This is a genomic window from Streptomyces sp. NPDC005181, assembly GCF_040608395.1.
GTDB lineage: Bacteria > Actinomycetota > Actinomycetes > Streptomycetales > Streptomycetaceae > Streptomyces.
The window spans coordinates 62,391-77,111 of the sequence record NZ_JBEXID010000035.1; the positions used below are offsets into that span (position 1 = coordinate 62,391).

11 protein-coding genes and 1 pseudogene are annotated in these 14,721 nt (G+C 70.7%); 10 read left to right on the forward strand and 2 right to left on the reverse strand.

The window, feature by feature from the left end; all coding sequences use genetic code 11:
- Window positions 1-84 precede the first annotated feature (84 nt).
- From ABZV38_RS22505 to thrS, 6 genes are all read left to right on the forward strand, one after another.
- A complete protein-coding gene (locus tag ABZV38_RS22505; protein WP_356329541.1) occupies window positions 85-1,227 on the forward strand; it encodes a CaiB/BaiF CoA-transferase family protein in 1,143 nt (380 codons plus the stop codon).
- Window positions 1,227-2,252: an LLM class F420-dependent oxidoreductase gene (locus ABZV38_RS22510; RefSeq protein ID WP_356329542.1), complete on the forward strand. Its 1,026-nt coding sequence runs from the start codon at window positions 1,227-1,229 to the stop codon at window positions 2,250-2,252. The genes ABZV38_RS22505 and ABZV38_RS22510 overlap by 1 nt, the downstream gene beginning before the upstream one ends.
- Window positions 2,253-2,262: 10 nt before the next feature.
- On the forward strand, window positions 2,263-3,405 hold the full coding sequence (locus tag ABZV38_RS22515; RefSeq protein WP_356329544.1) for an acyl-CoA dehydrogenase family protein: 1,143 nt from the start codon (window positions 2,263-2,265) through the stop codon (window positions 3,403-3,405).
- Between the two features lie 35 nt (window positions 3,406-3,440).
- Window positions 3,441-4,655 (forward strand): acetyl-CoA C-acetyltransferase, encoded by a 1,215-nt coding sequence (locus ABZV38_RS22520; RefSeq protein ID WP_356329547.1) that lies wholly within the window; start codon window positions 3,441-3,443, stop codon window positions 4,653-4,655.
- 38 nt (window positions 4,656-4,693) lie between these two features.
- On the forward strand, window positions 4,694-6,865 hold the full coding sequence (locus tag ABZV38_RS22525; RefSeq protein ID WP_356329549.1) for a 3-hydroxyacyl-CoA dehydrogenase NAD-binding domain-containing protein: 2,172 nt from the start codon (window positions 4,694-4,696) through the stop codon (window positions 6,863-6,865).
- Between the two features lie 139 nt (window positions 6,866-7,004).
- Entirely contained in the window at window positions 7,005-8,333 is a 1,329-nt protein-coding gene (gene thrS, locus ABZV38_RS22530) for a threonine--tRNA ligase (RefSeq protein ID WP_356329550.1), read from the forward strand.
- A gap of 36 nt (window positions 8,334-8,369) precedes the next feature.
- On the opposite strand, the gene ABZV38_RS22535 is transcribed toward thrS, so the two are convergent.
- Window positions 8,370-9,101: a MerR family transcriptional regulator gene (locus ABZV38_RS22535; RefSeq protein ID WP_356329552.1), complete on the reverse strand. Its 732-nt coding sequence runs from the start codon at window positions 9,099-9,101 to the stop codon at window positions 8,370-8,372.
- A 202-nt stretch (window positions 9,102-9,303) separates the two neighbouring features.
- On the opposite strand from ABZV38_RS22535, the gene ABZV38_RS22540 reads away from it, so the two are divergent.
- From ABZV38_RS22540 to ABZV38_RS22550, 3 genes are all read left to right on the forward strand, one after another.
- Window positions 9,304-11,130 (forward strand): AMP-dependent synthetase/ligase, encoded by a 1,827-nt coding sequence (locus tag ABZV38_RS22540; protein ID WP_356329553.1) that lies wholly within the window; start codon window positions 9,304-9,306, stop codon window positions 11,128-11,130.
- A 44-nt stretch (window positions 11,131-11,174) separates the two neighbouring features.
- Complete coding sequence (locus tag ABZV38_RS22545; protein ID WP_356329555.1) at window positions 11,175-11,714, forward strand: hypothetical protein; 540 nt, start codon at window positions 11,175-11,177, stop codon at window positions 11,712-11,714.
- 159 nt (window positions 11,715-11,873) lie between these two features.
- Complete coding sequence (locus ABZV38_RS22550; RefSeq protein ID WP_356329557.1) at window positions 11,874-12,758, forward strand: oxygenase MpaB family protein; 885 nt, start codon at window positions 11,874-11,876, stop codon at window positions 12,756-12,758.
- A 134-nt stretch (window positions 12,759-12,892) separates the two neighbouring features.
- Here ABZV38_RS22550 and ABZV38_RS22555 read toward each other — a convergent pair whose 3' ends face one another.
- Window positions 12,893-13,936 (reverse strand): LacI family DNA-binding transcriptional regulator, encoded by a 1,044-nt coding sequence (locus ABZV38_RS22555; protein ID WP_356329559.1) that lies wholly within the window; start codon window positions 13,934-13,936, stop codon window positions 12,893-12,895.
- 313 nt (window positions 13,937-14,249) lie between these two features.
- Here ABZV38_RS22555 and ABZV38_RS22560 point away from each other — a divergent pair.
- Window positions 14,250-14,633 (forward strand): annotated as a pseudogene (locus ABZV38_RS22560) (CocE/NonD family hydrolase); the annotation flags it as partial.
- Between the last annotated feature and the right edge of the window lie 88 nt (window positions 14,634-14,721).

A 14,721-nucleotide genomic window follows, 5' to 3' on the forward strand; every position in this document is an offset into this window, starting at 1 on the left:
CTCGGCTCAAGGGGTTGTGCGGAGCGCAGCACGTTCTTAGCATCATCGCTGTTACATCAGTTGTGTCACACCGCTGGGGGCTTGATGGCAACGACAGAGCACGGCCCACTGGCGGGCGTACGCGTGGTGGAGCTGGCGGGCATCGGCCCCGGCCCGTTCGCCGCGATGCTCCTGGCCGACCTGGGTGCCGATGTCGTCAGGGTGGACCGGCCCGCCGGCCCGGGGCTCGGCATCGATCCCGCGTTCGACCTCACCAACCGCAACAAGCGCTCCGTGCTCGTCGACCTCAAGGCCGAGGGCGGCCCGGACCGCGTCCTGGACCTGGTCGAGCGCGCCGACATCCTGATCGAGGGCTTCCGGCCGGGCGTCGCCGAACGTCTCGGCGTCGGCCCCGACGCCTGTCTCGCCCGCAATCCCGGGCTCGTCTACGGGCGGATGACCGGCTGGGGCCAGGACGGGCCGCTCGCCGAACGGGCCGGCCACGACATCGCGTACATCGCCCTCACCGGCACGCTCTCCATGATCGGCAAGCCGGGCGAGCCGCCGACCGTCCCTGCCAATCTGGTCGGCGACTACGCGGGCGGCTCGCTCTACCTCGTCGTCGGCGTCCTCGCCGCCCTCCAGCACGCCCGCACCCCCGGCGGCACGGGCCAGGTCGTGGACGCGGCGATCGTCGACGGAGCCGCCCATCTCGCCACGATGATCCACGGGATGCTGGCGGCCGGCGGCTGGCAGGACCGGCGCGGCTCCAACCTCCTGGACGGCGGCTGTCCGTTCTACGGTTCGTACGAGACCGCCGACGGCCAGTACATGGCGGTCGGCCCGCTGGAGCAGCAGTTCTACGACGAGTTCATCAAGCTCCTCGGCATCGAGGACCGGGCCCCGGACCGCAAGGACGTCACCCGCTGGGCGGAGCTGCGCACGGTCGTCGCCGACCGGTTCAGGACCCGGACGCGTGCGGAGTGGACCGAGGTCTTCGAAGCCACGGACGCCTGTGTGGCCCCGGTCCTCTCGCTCCGCGAGGCCCCGCACCACCCGCACCTCGCCGCCCGCTCCACCTTCGTCGAACACGGCGGCCTCACCCAGCCCGCCCCCGCACCCCGCTTCTCCGCCACACCCGTCTCCGTACGCAGCGGACCAGCGCAGCCCGGCGCGGACACCGAGGACGTCGCCCGCGACTGGGACGTACCGAGCGTGCACCGGCCCCGGAAGGACACCACCGACTGATGGAACTCTCCCTGCCGCTGAACTACGCGGGCGACCCGCGCGAGGCCTGCGACCAGGTCGCAGCCCTGGAGTCCGCCGGTCTCGACGCCGTCTGGGTCGCGGAGGCCTACGGCTTCGACTCGCCCACCCTCATGGGCTATCTGGCCGCCCGCACCGAACGCATGAAGATCGGTGCGGCGATCCTCAACGTCTACTCCCGCACCCCCGCCCTGATCGCCCAGACCGGCGCCGGACTCGACGCGATCTCCGGCGGCCGGGCGCTGCTCGGGCTCGGCGCGTCCGGGCCGCAGGTCGTCGAGGGCTGGCACGGCAAGGCCTACGACAAGCCGCTCGGCCGGACCCGCGAGACCGTCGAACTGTGCCGCCGGATCTGGCGCCGCGAGGTCATCGACCACCACGGCATCACCGACATGCCGCTGCCCAAGGAGAAGGGCGGCCGGCTCGGCAAGCCCCTGAAGATCCTCACCCGTCCGGTGCGCGAGGAGATCCCGCTCTACATCGCCTCGCTCGGCCCCGCCAACGTCCGGCTGACCGCCGAGATCGCCGACGGCTGGCTGCCCACCCTCTACCTCCCCGAGAAGGCCCAGCAGGTGTGGGGCACGGCCCTCGCCGAGGGCGCTGCCCAGCGCGACCCGGCGCGCGGCCCGCTGCAGACCGTCGCCGGCGGACTCCTTGCCATCGGCGACGACGCGGCCGCGCTCAGGGACCTCGCCCGGCCGCAGATCGCGCTGTACGTCGGCGGAATGGGCGCCAAGGGCAAGAACTTCTACAACGACCTCGCCGTCGCCTACGGATACGAGAAGGAAGCCGCGCTCATCCAGGAGCTCTACCTGTCCGGGAAGAAGAAGGAGGCCGAGGCCGCCGTCCCGGACGAATTCTGCGAGCTCATGTCGCTGTGCGGGCCCGAGGGGTACGTACGCGACCGCGTCGAGGCGTTCCGCGAGTCCGGCGTCACCATGCTCAACGTCATCCCGGTCGGTCCCGATCCGGCCCGGCTGATCTCCACCGTCAAGAACTGGCTCTAGGGGGCCCGCAGTGCAGCGGCAGATCTTCACCGAGGAGCACGACGCGTTCCGTGAGACCGTCCGGACCTTCCTGACCAAGGAAGTCCTCCCGCACTACGAGCAGTGGGAGAAGGACGGCATCGTCTCGCGCGAGGCCTGGCTCGCGGCCGGCAGGCAGGGGCTGCTCGGCTTCGCCGTACCCGAGGAGTACGGGGGCGGCGGCACCACCGACTTCCGCTACAGCGCCGTCCTCGCCGAGGAGTTCACCCGGGCCGGCGCCCCCGGACTCGCGCTCGGCCTGCACAACGACATCATCGGCCCCTATCTCACCGGGCTCGCCACCGAGGAACAGAAGCGGCGCTGGCTGCCGGGCTTCTGCAGCGGCGAGATCATCACCGCCATCGCGATGACCGAACCCGGCGCGGGCTCCGACCTCCAGGGCATCCGCACCACCGCCGAGAACAGGGGCGACCACTGGCTGCTCAACGGCTCCAAGACGTTCATCTCCAACGGCATCCTCGCCGACCTGGTGGTCGTCGTGGCGAAGACCACCCCGGAGGGCGGTGCGAAGGGACTCTCGCTGATCGTCGTCGAACGCGGCACGGAGGGCTTCGAGCGGGGCCGCAACCTCGACAAGATCGGCCAGAAGTCCCAGGACACGGCCGAGCTGTTCTTCAACGACGTCCGCGTCCCCAAGGAGAACCTGCTCGGTGAGCGCGACGGCGCGTTCATCCACCTGATGACCAACCTGGCACAGGAGCGGATGGGCATAGCGGTCGCCGGCATCGCCGCCGCCGAGTACCTCCTGGAGATCACCACCCAGTACGTCAAGGAGCGCGAAGCCTTCGGGCGGCCGCTCTCCAAGCTCCAGCACATCCGCTTCGAGATCGCCGAGATGGCCACCGAGTGCGCCGTCACCCGGACCTTCATCGACCGGTGCATCGTCGACCACTCGAACGGCGAACTCGATGCCGTACACGCCTCGATGGCCAAGTGGTGGGCCACCGAACTGCAGAAGCGCGTCGCGGACCGCTGCCTCCAGCTCCACGGCGGCTACGGCTACATGACGGAATACCGGGTCGCCAAGGCGTTCACCGACGGCCGCATCCAGACCATCTACGGCGGAACGACCGAGATCATGAAGGAGATCATCGGCCGCTCGCTGCTCGCCTGACCCCGACGACCGACCACCCTCGAAAGGCTGCTGTCTTGAGTACCGAAGCATTTGTCTACGACGCGATCCGCACCCCGCGCGGCCGCGGCAAGGCCAATGGCGCCCTGCACGGCACCAAGCCGATCGACCTCGTCGTCGGCCTCATCCACGAAATGCGCAACCGCTTCCCCGGCCTGGACCCGGCCGCCATCGACGACATCGTCCTCGGCGTGGTCAGCCCGCTCGGCGACCAGGGATCCGACATCGCCCGGATCGCCGCCATCGCCGCCGGACTCCCCGACTCGGTGGCGGGCGTCCAGGAGAACCGGTTCTGTGCCTCCGGTCTGGAAGCCGTCAACCTGGCCGCCGCGAAGGTCCGTTCGGGCTGGGAGGACCTGATCCTCGCGGGCGGTGTCGAGTCGATGTCCCGGGTGCCGATGGGCTCGGACGGCGGCGCCTGGGCCATGGACCCGATGACCAACTACGAGACCGGATTCGCCCCGCAGGGCGTCGGCGCCGACCTCATCGCCACCATCGAGGGGTTCTCGCGCCGCGACGTCGACGAGTTCGCCGCGCTCTCCCAGGAGCGGGCCGCCGAGGCCTGGAAGGACGGCCGTTTCGCGCGCTCCGTCGTCCCGGTCAAGGACCGCAACGGCCTCGTCGTCCTCGACCACGACGAGCACATGCGTCCCGGCACCACCGCCGACTCGCTGGCCGCGCTCAAGCCCTCGTTCGCCACCATCGGCGAGCTGGGCGGCTTCGACGCCGTGGCGCTGCAGAAGTACCACTGGGTCGAGAAGATCGACCACGTCCACCACGCGGGCAACTCCTCCGGCATCGTGGACGGCGCCGCACTCGTTGCCATCGGCAACAAGGAGACCGGCGAGCGGTACGGCCTCACGCCGCGCGCCCGGATCGTCTCCGCCGCGGTCTCCGGATCCGAGCCGACCATCATGCTGACCGGCCCCGCGCCCGCCACCCGTAAGGCCCTCGCCAAGGCCGGACTCACCATCGACGACATCGACCTCGTCGAGATCAACGAGGCGTTCGCCGGCGTCGTCCTCCGCTTCGCCCGGGACATGGGGCTCTCCCTCGACAAGATCAACGTCAACGGCGGCGCCATCGCGCTCGGACACCCGCTCGGCGCCACCGGCGCGATGATCCTCGGCACGCTCATCGACGAACTGGAGCGTCAGGACAAGCGGTACGGCCTCGCCACCCTCTGCGTCGGCGGCGGCATGGGCGTCGCCACCGTCATCGAGCGTCTCTGACCGTCCCCGGCCACCCCTTGCTTACGGAGAACACAGCAATGACCGAGAGCACGACCATCCGCTGGGAACAGGACGAGACCGGCGTCGTCACCCTCGTCCTCGACGACCCCAACCAGTCCGCCAACACGATGAACCAGGCCTTCAAGGACTCCATCGCGGCCATCGCCGACCGCGCGGAAGCCGAGAAGGACTCCATCCGCGGCATCATCTTCACCTCCGCCAAGAAGACCTTCTTCGCGGGCGGCGACCTCAAGGACATGATCAAGGTCGGTCCTTCGAGCGCCCAGGACGCCTTCGACGTCGGCACCGCCATCAAGAAGTCGCTGCGCCGCATCGAGACCCTCGGTATCCCCGTCGTCGCCGCGATCAACGGAGCTGCCCTCGGCGGCGGTTACGAGATCGCGCTCGCCTCCCACCACCGCATCGCCCTCGACGCGCCCGGCTCCCGCATCGGCCTGCCCGAGGTCACCCTCGGCCTGCTGCCCGCGGGCGGCGGCGTCACCCGCACCGTGCGCCTCATGGGCGTCGCCGACGCGCTGCTGAAGGTCCTCCTCCAGGGCACCCAGTACACCCCGAAGCGCGCCCTGGAGAACGGCCTCGTCCACGAGGTCGCGGCCACGCCCGAGGAGATGCTCGACAAGGCCCGCGCCTTCATCGACGCCAACCCCGAGTCCCAGCAGCCCTGGGACGTCAAGGGCTACAAGATTCCCGGCGGCACCCCGTCCCACCCGAAGTTCGCCGCCAACCTGCCCGCCTTCCCGGCCAACCTGAAGAAGCAGCTCGCGGGCGCCCCCATGCCGGCGCCCCGCAACATTCTGGCCGCCGCCGTCGAGGGCTCCCAGGTCGACTTCGAGACCGCGCTGACCATCGAGGCCCGGTACTTCACCGAGCTCGTCACCGGCCAGATCTCGAAGAACATGATCCAGGCGTTCTTCTTCGACCTGCAGGCCGTCAACTCCGGCGCCAATCGCCCCAAGGGCATCGAGGAGCGCCAGGTCACCAAGGTCGCCGTCCTCGGCGCCGGAATGATGGGCGCCGGGATCGCGTACTCCTGCGCCCGCGCCGGCATCGACGTCGTCCTCAAGGACGTCTCCATGGAGGCAGCCGCCCGGGGCAAGGCATACAGCGAGAAGCTGCTCGCCAAGGCCCTCGCCCGGGGCCGTACGACCGAGGCGAAGCGCGACGAGCTGCTGGCCCGTATCACCCCGACCGGCGACCCGGCCGATCTGGCGGGCTGCGACGCCGTCATCGAGGCGGTGTTCGAGGACACCGCGCTCAAGCACAAGGTGTTCCAGGAGATCCAGGACATCATCGAGCCCGACGCACTGCTCTGCTCCAACACCTCGACCCTGCCGATCACGGTCCTCGCCGAGGGGGTCAGGCGCCCCGCCGACTTCATCGGCCTGCACTTCTTCTCGCCCGTCGACAAGATGCCGCTCGTCGAGATCATCAAGGGCGAGCAGACAGGCGACGAGGCCCTGGCACGCGCCTTCGACCTGGTCCGCCGGATCCAGAAGACGCCGATCGTCGTCAACGACTCGCGCGGCTTCTTCACCTCGCGTGTCATCGGCCAGTTCATCAACGAGGGCGTCGCCATGGTCGGCGAGGGCGTCGAGCCCGCGTCGGTCGAGCAGGCCGCGGCGCAGTCCGGCTACCCTGCCAAGGTCCTCTCGCTGATGGACGAGCTGACGCTGACCCTGCCCCGCAAGATCCGCAACGAGACGAAGCGCGCGGTCGAGGAGGCGGGCGGCACCTGGGCCGGACACCCCGCGGACGAGGTCATCGACCGGATGGTCGACGAGTTCGGACGTACCGGACGCAGCGGCGGCGCGGGCTTCTACGCGTACGACGAGGACGGCAAGCGCGCCGGGCTGTGGCCTGGGCTGCGCGAGCACTTCACGAGGGCCGACACCGACATCCCCTTCGTCGACATGAAGGAGCGCATGCTCTTCTCCGAGGCACTGGACAGCGTCCGCTGCCTGGAGGAGAACGTCCTCATCTCGGTCGCCGACGCCAACATCGGCTCCATCATGGGCATCGGCTTCCCGCCGTGGACCGGAGGCGTGCTCCAGTACATCAACGGGTACGAGGGCGGCCTGCCCGGCTTCGTGGCGCGCGCCCGGGAACTCGCCGAGAAGTACGGCGACCGGTTCCTGCCGCCGGCGCTGCTGGTGGAGAAGGCCGGGAAGGGCGAGACCTTCCACGACTGACCGGCGGCCCCAGCGGGGCACGTACCGGCCGGGGGCTGCGGTATCCGCACCCTCCGGCCGGAAAATACCGGGTGGACAGTGGGGCACCCTGCTAGCGTCAGCGCCATGAAGCGCGCTGCCATGACGACGACGCCGGAGAGTGTCCCGGCGCGCTGACAGATGTCTCAGTCCGAAGCCCCGGGGCGAGTGCCCCGGGGCTTCGGACTGTGGTCACTCGCCCGACGACCGCGAGGAGACCGCCATGCACGACCACCGCAAGCTCGGCCGCGAACTGGCCCTGTTCGACACCGACCCGCTGATCGGCGCGGGACTTCCGTACTGGCTGCCCGACGGCGCGACCGTGCGGCACACCCTGGAGGAGTACATCCGCACCGCCGAGCGGCGGGCCGGCTACCGGCATGTGTACTCGCCGGTGCTGGGCAAGCGGGAGCTGTACGAGATCTCCGGGCACTGGTCGCACTACAGCGACGACATGTTCCCACCGATGGACCTCGGATCGGAGCAGGTCGTCCTGCGGCCGAGCCTCTGCCCCCACCACGCGGTGATCTACCGCTCCCGCTCCCACAGCTACCGCGAGCTGCCGCTGCGCATGGCCGAACTGGGCGGCATGTACCGCTCCGAACTCTCCGGCGTGCTCGGCGGACTGACCCGCGTCCGGGCCATCCAGCTGAACGACGCGCACATCTTCTGCACCCTGGACCAGGTCGCCGACGAGGCGCGGGCCGCCCTGGAGATGATCCGCAGCGCGTACGAGGCGCTGGGCATCCGCCCGGCCCGATACCGGCTCTCCCTCCCCGGACCCGGCGGCAAGTACGTGGCCGCGCCGGAGAAGTGGCAGCGGTCCACCGCCCTGCTCACCGAGGTACTCGACCGCTCCGGCCTGCCGTACGACTCGGCGGAGGGCGAGGCCGCGTTCTACGGCCCGAAGATCGACGTCCAGGTCACCGACGGTGCGGGCAGGGAATCCACCCTGTCCACCGTCCAGGTCGACTTTCACCAGCCCGAGCAGTTCGACCTGCACTACATCGGCGCGGACGGGGCGAAACACCGGCCGGTCATGGTCCACCGCAGCATCATCGGCAGCGTGGAGCGGGCCGTCGCCCATCTCATCGAACAGCACGGCGGCGCCTTCCCCGCCTGGCTCGCCCCGACCCAGCTGGCGATCCTCCCGATCTCCGAGGCGGAACTGCCGAACGCCGTGACGCTGGCCGCGCGCTGCACCGACCGCGGGCTGCGGGCCGCGATCGCCGGGCCGGAACGCGGCACCCTGGGCGCCCGCATCAGGGAGGATCGCCTGGTGCCGTACCAAGCCGTGATCGGAGCGAAGGAAGCCGCCGACGACCACGTCGCCGTGCGGCTGCGCGACGGGCGTCGCCTCGACCCGCAACCCGCCGACGCCTTCCTCGACCGGATCGGCGCACTCATCGACGCCCACACCACCGAGTTGTGGGACGACGCCGCCTCGTAGCGGACCGGGGAGCTGCGGCCGCCGGCGGCGGGGGGCTCACTCCGCCGTGAACGCGGCCCGCAGCTCTTCCTTGAGCGACCGCTGGAACGCGGTCACCAGCGCCTGCAGCACCATCGGCTGCATATGGGCCGACAGCGACTTCATCGCCGCCACATGTTCCGGGTCCGACTCCCGCTCCCGGTACGGGTTCCACACCTCGTCCCTGAACAGCCGCGTCAGCTCGTGCGCGGCGGATCGGGTGTGCTCCAGCAGCACCGTGCGCGCGGCGAGGATCGTCTCGTTGGCGATCGGTACGTCGAGCAGCTCGACCCCCAGCCGCAGCATCCCCGGATCGACCCGGAAGCTGCCCCCCGCCGCCTCCGCGCGCTCCAGTACACCCATCGCGGCCAGCCGGTCCACGTCCTCCTCGGTCAGCGCCCGCCCTGCGCGCCGCTCCAGCTCCGCCCGGGTCGCCTCCTCCGCCGAGTCCGGCGCCCAGGACGCCACCAGCGCCCGGTGGACCGCCAGGTCGTGGGCGCTCAGATCGGGCGGCAGCTGCTCCAGATAGCGTTCGATCGCGGCGAGTGTCATGCCCTGGTGCTGCAGTTCCTCGATCAGCGCCAGGCGGGAGAGGTGGTCGTGCCCGTAGCGCCCGACCCGGCGCGGTCCGATCACCGGGGGCGGCAGCAGCCCCCGGGTGCTGTAGAAGCGCACGGTGCGTACGGTCACTCCGGCGCGCGCCGCCAGCTCGTCGACGGTGAGCGTAGGCTCCTCGGTCCCGGTCGCCATGTCTGCTCCTCGCTGCTGACTGCTGGGCGCTGCTGTCCCGGTGACGCCTGTACGGGGGCACGGCCCGCGTCCGTGTGCATCAATCCGGTTCAACAGTATTGCTGTCTCACCACTGTTGTGAAAGTCTCCGGCACCATCGAAGCGCAGTCCCACCCTCCGGTACGGACCCGCACGGTCCGGCCGATGGCGCCAGGAGGCGGCCGTGACCACGATCCTGCGACTTCCCGCCGAACCCGGGCAACTCACCCTCCCCGCTCTGCTGCAGCGCAACGCCGAGGACCATGGTGATCTGCCGGCCCTCTCGTGGTTGGCCGAGGGGCACGAGAGCGGATGGACGACCCTCACCTGGCACGAGGTACGGCGCAAGACCGCTGTGCTCGCGGCCGGGTACACCGCGCTCGGAGTGGAACGCGGCGAGCAGGTTCTCATGATGATGGGCAACCGGCCCGAACACTGGCTGACCGACCTCGCCCTCACCCACCTGGGAGCCGTCCCCGTGACGGTGTACGGCACCGCGGCCCCCGAACAGATCGCGCACATCGCCCGGCACAGCCGCGCCCGGTTCGCGATCGTCGAGGGCGCACGGGAACGGGAACGCTGGGAGCCGCTGCTCGCCGACGTCACCGTACCGCTGGAGAAGCTGGTGGTCGTCGAGGCCGGGGAAGCGGGACCCCACCGTTCGTACGGGTCGTTGCACGCCACCGGAGCCCGGCTGTACCGGCCGGACGCCTTCGAGAAGGCCTGGCAGGAGTCGCGGGCCGACGACCCTCTGACGGTCGTCTACACCTCCGGCACCACCGGCGACCCCAAGGCCGTCCCGATCACTCACCGCAGCGTCGTCGTCAACGCGCTCGCCCTGGACCGGATGGTCGAACTCCCCGACCATGCCGCGCACCTCTGCTACCTCCCGTTCGCCCATATCGCCGAGCGGATGCTCGGCATCTATCTGCCGGTCTTCCGCGCCTCGCACGTCCACCTCTGCCCCGACCCGGCGGCGGTCGCGGCTGCGGCGCGGGCTCTGCACCCTGCCCAGTTCTTCGGCGTCCCGCGCGTCTGGGAGAAGCTCGCCGCATCCCTGCGGGCCGCCCTGGCCGCCCTGCCGGAGGAACAGCGCACGGCGATCGACGCGGCAGCGGGCACGGCCCGCGAGCACGTCGCCCATCGGGAGCGCGGCGAACAGCCACCACCCGAACTGGAAGCCGCCTACCGGCAGGCCAGGACGACGGTGCTGGAACCCCTTCTGGCACTGGCCGGCTTCGACAAGCTGGTGTGGGCGGCGAGCGCGTCCGCGCCGATGCCGCTCGACGTGGTCCGCTTCTGGGCCGGCTTCGGCATCGTGATCATGGATGCGTGGGGGTTGACCGAGACAGTCGGCGTCTTCACCTGCAACAGCCCGGCCGGGTTCCGGCTCGGCTCGGTGGGCCGGCCGCTGGAGGGCCTGGAACTGAGGACTGCGGACGACGGCGAGATCCTGGTGCGCGGCGAGACGGTCTTCACCGGCTATGTGCGCGCCGACGGCACGGTGGAGCGCGCCCTCGACGCGGACGGCTGGTTCGCGACCGGTGACATCGGCCGGATCGACGGGGACGGCTACCTGTGGCTCACCGACCGCAAGAAGGAAATGATCGTCACCTCGACCGGCAAGAACGTCTCCCCGGCCCTCGTCGAGAACACCCTCAAGGAACACCCGCTGATCGGCCAGGCCCTCGTCCACGGCGACGGCCGCTCCTACTTGGTCGCCCTGCTGGTCCTGGACCCCGAGATGGCCCCGGCCTGGGCGACGGCCCGGGGCATCGACAGCGATCCGGCCGCCCTGGCCGACCACCCAGCGGTACAGGAGGAGATCGCCCGCGCCGTCGGGGCGGCCAACGCCAGGCTCAACCGGACGGAGCAGATCAAGCGGTACCGGCTGCTGTCGGAGGAATGGGGCCCGGAGACGGGCGAACTGACCCCGTCCCTGAAACTGCGCCGCCGGGTGATCCGGTACAAGCACGCAGAGCTCATCGAGGCGCTGTACGGGGAGGGCTGAACCCGGCCGGCCGGTGAACCATCGCCCACCGTAGGCTCCCGGCCATGCGAACCGACAGCGATCCGGAAGCCCGCGCCCTGCTGATCACCGGCACGGTTGGGGCAGGCAAGACGTCGGTGGCCGGCGCCGCGGGTGATCTGCTCACCGGCGCGGGGGTGCCCAACGCCGTCATCGACATGGACTGGCTGTGCCGGACCTGGCCCGCGCCCGCCGACGACTGCTTCAACTTCGCGGTTCTGCTGCGCAATCTGCGATGCATGGTCGGCAACTACCTCGATGCGGGCGTCACCCGGATCGTTCTCGCGGGCGTCGTCGAGGACGCGGAGGACCGGAAGCAGTGCGGCGAGGCGGTGGGCGTCGGCCTGTCCGTGTGCCGGCTCCGGGTCGAGCTGCCGGTGGTCCGGGAGCGGCTGTCGCGGCGCCATGCGGACGAGCCCGAGGCGCTGCGCTGGTACCTGGAGAGATCGGGGGAGCTGGACGGGATCCTCGACCGCGCCCGGGTGGAGGACTTCGCGGTCGAGGCGACCGGCCGATCCGTCGGTGAGGCCGCGGCCGCGGTGCTGGAAGCGGCCGGCTGGCGGTGACGGAGGGCACCGCCTCCTGCGGACAGTGCGGACGCCGGCCCAAGCGGTGTCGCGGGTTCCGCCGCTCCTGTCGGTCGTCGGCTCGCCCGCGATCGCATACTGGAACACACATCAGCCGGGCACCGGCCCGCGCGTCCGCCGACTGCTGGGAGCACCCGCATGAGCAGCGAAGCACCCCGGGACAGGGGTCGGGAGCGGGATCCCGAGCCGCCGCCGCCCGGCGGAGTGCTCTGGAGCCTGGCCGGAGACGTCCGCGCCCTGCTGATGCTCCCCGCCGCCCTCACCCTTCAGGTCGCCCACCCGGCGGTCGGCGCGGGCGTCGACGATCACTCGGTGTTCCGCACGGACCCGTGGGGGCGCGGCGAGCGGTCCCTGCGCTCGCTCCAGCTCTGGGTGTACGGGGGCGAGGAAGCCGCCGATGAGGGGCGCAGGCTCCGGAAGCTGCACCGCACCATTCAGGGCACCGATACCCGCGGGCGCCGCTACCATGCGCTGTCACCCGCGAACTATGCGTGGGTGCACGCCACGGGCTTCCCCATCTACCAGTACGGCACGCGGTATCTCGTCCGCCCGCTCACCGCGGAGCAGGAGCGAGCCCTGTACCGGGAATGGCTCCAGGTCGGCCGGATCCTCGGTATCCACGACCGGGACATGCCGCAGTCGATCGAAGAGTTCTGGCCGTACTACCGCAAGATGCTCGCCGACGAGATAGAGGCGACCGTCGTCGTCGAGGAGCTGGTCGCCACCGACCGGCCGGTGCAGCCGCCGGACCGGGGTCCGCTGCCGCTCAGGCTGCTGCTCAAGGCCCTGTGGCCGGTCCTGCTCCCGCCCCTGGCCCGGTTCCGCAGGTTCATCACCGTCGGGCTGATGCCGCCGGACGCGCGCGAGGCGATCGGTCTGGAGTGGACGGACGCGCAGGAGCGGAAACTGCGGCGGTTCTGCGGTGTCGTGCGGGCCGTGGTGCCCGTGCTTCCCGAGCGGCTGCGCTATCTGCCGTACGCGCGTCGGGCCCGAGCCGCCCAGCGGATGCGGGGCACCCACTGAGCCTCACTCGGGCCCACGCTGTTCGGCTGTAGGCTGCGCCTTCGCTGACTGCGGGCGTCCGCCGGCCGGTCGCCGTCGTACGGGCCGTACGCGGGCAGGGCTGCCGGAGCCATGGCGTCGCGCGTCCGGACGGGTCAGGCGGAGGCCCGCCGGACCAGCTCGGTCGGCGTGATCACCGAATCGGGCTCCTCCCCTTCGCCGTTCAGCCGCTGCATCAGCAGCCGCACCATCAGCCGCCCCATTCCCTCGATATCCTGACGGACCGTCGTCAACGGAGGATCGGTCGCTTCGGCGACCTGCTCCATGTCGTCGAAGCCGACCAGCGCCACATCCTCCGGTACCCGGCGGCCGTGCTCGCCCAGCACCCGAAGGGCGCCGGACGCCATCAGGTCGTTGGACGCGAACACGGCATCGAGGTCGGGGTGGCGTTCCAGCAGCTCGGCCATCGCCCGGGCGCCGCCCTCGACGGTGAAGTCGCCGTCCACGACCAGTGACGGATCGCCGTCGGGCAGCACATCGCGGTAGCCGTCGATCCGGTCGAGCGCCGACGTCTGGTCGCGGGGCCCCGCGATGTGCCCGATCCGCTGCCGGCCGAGAGCGACCAGATGGCGTACGGCCTCGCGCGCGCCGCCGCGGTTGTCGCAGTCGACGTAGGGGACGACGTGTTCCGATGCGTCCCCCGGTGTGCCGGGGCGGCCGCCGTAGACCGTGGGGACCCGGAACCGGCTGATGACGGCGGGCAGTTCGTCGTCGGTGTGCAGCGAGAACGCCAGCACGCCGTCCACATGGCCACCGGCCAGATAGCGGGTGACCCGGTCGAAGTCCCCACTGCCCTCCACCAGGAGGAGCACCAGCTGGGCGTCGTGCGCGTTCAGTTCACGGCTGATGCCACGGATCTGCCGGGAGAAGAACGGGTCGGAGAAGATCCGGAATTCCGGCTCGTCGATGATCACGGCCACCGCGCCGTTGCGCCGGGTGACCAGGGTCCGCGCGGCATGGTTCGGTATGTACCCGAGCTCCTCGACCGCCTTGCGGACCTGGTCCACCAGCGGCTGCCGCACCCCCGCCCCGCCGTTCACGACCCGGGAGGCCGTTGCCCGGGAGACGCCGGCGCGGGCCGCCACGGCCTCCAGTGTGGGGCGGGCATCACGGGAGGAATCGGGGGTCGGACCGGGCAAGGGACGCTCCTCGTACGCGCGGGAACCGGCCGGAATCGGCCGAGGCTGGCGGAACAGCACGAACCCCACCAGCCTAGGGGGTGGTGTCCGTGAAGTCCCGCCCGACCGGTCCCACCGGCCCGCGACCGGGCGCCGCCCCACCAGGGAAGGCGGCGCGCAGGCCGAACCCTTCGGGTCAGTCCCGGACGTGTCCATGACCGCTGCTGTCACACCGGCGCCCTTCGGCCGTCATGGCAATCTCGACTGCTTCCACGTCACGTCGATGCGGAATCGCCCCCTGTTGCACAGGAGTTGACCGGGGTACCTTCCGCAGATGCCGATACGTGTGCGGGGCACCCGCTTGACGTACAGATCGCTGGTGGTGGCGGCCTCGGCCGCCCTGATGGCCGTCCTGCTCTCACCGGCAGGCGCGCAGGGCGCGAGCCCGCGGGAGAGCAGAGCCGTCTACTCGTACGAGAACGCCGTCCGTGAGTCCGTCTGGGTGGACACCGGACTGGACGGCGACGGAAACGGGAAGAGCGACCGGGTCGCCGTCGACATCGTGCGGCCGCGCGAACCCGCAGCGCAGGGCCGGAAGATACCCGTGATCATGGACGCCAGCCCGTACTACTCCTGCTGCGGGCGCGGCAACGAGAGCCAGCTCAAGACGTACGACAGCCAGGGGAACACGGTCCAGTTCCCGCTGTACTACGACAACTGTGAGACTCGTGGGGTGCCGTCGGGGGCCGGAGCCTGACCCGTGCGACAACTGGCCTCAACTGCCTTGGAGTAGATCTGTCGGTTCC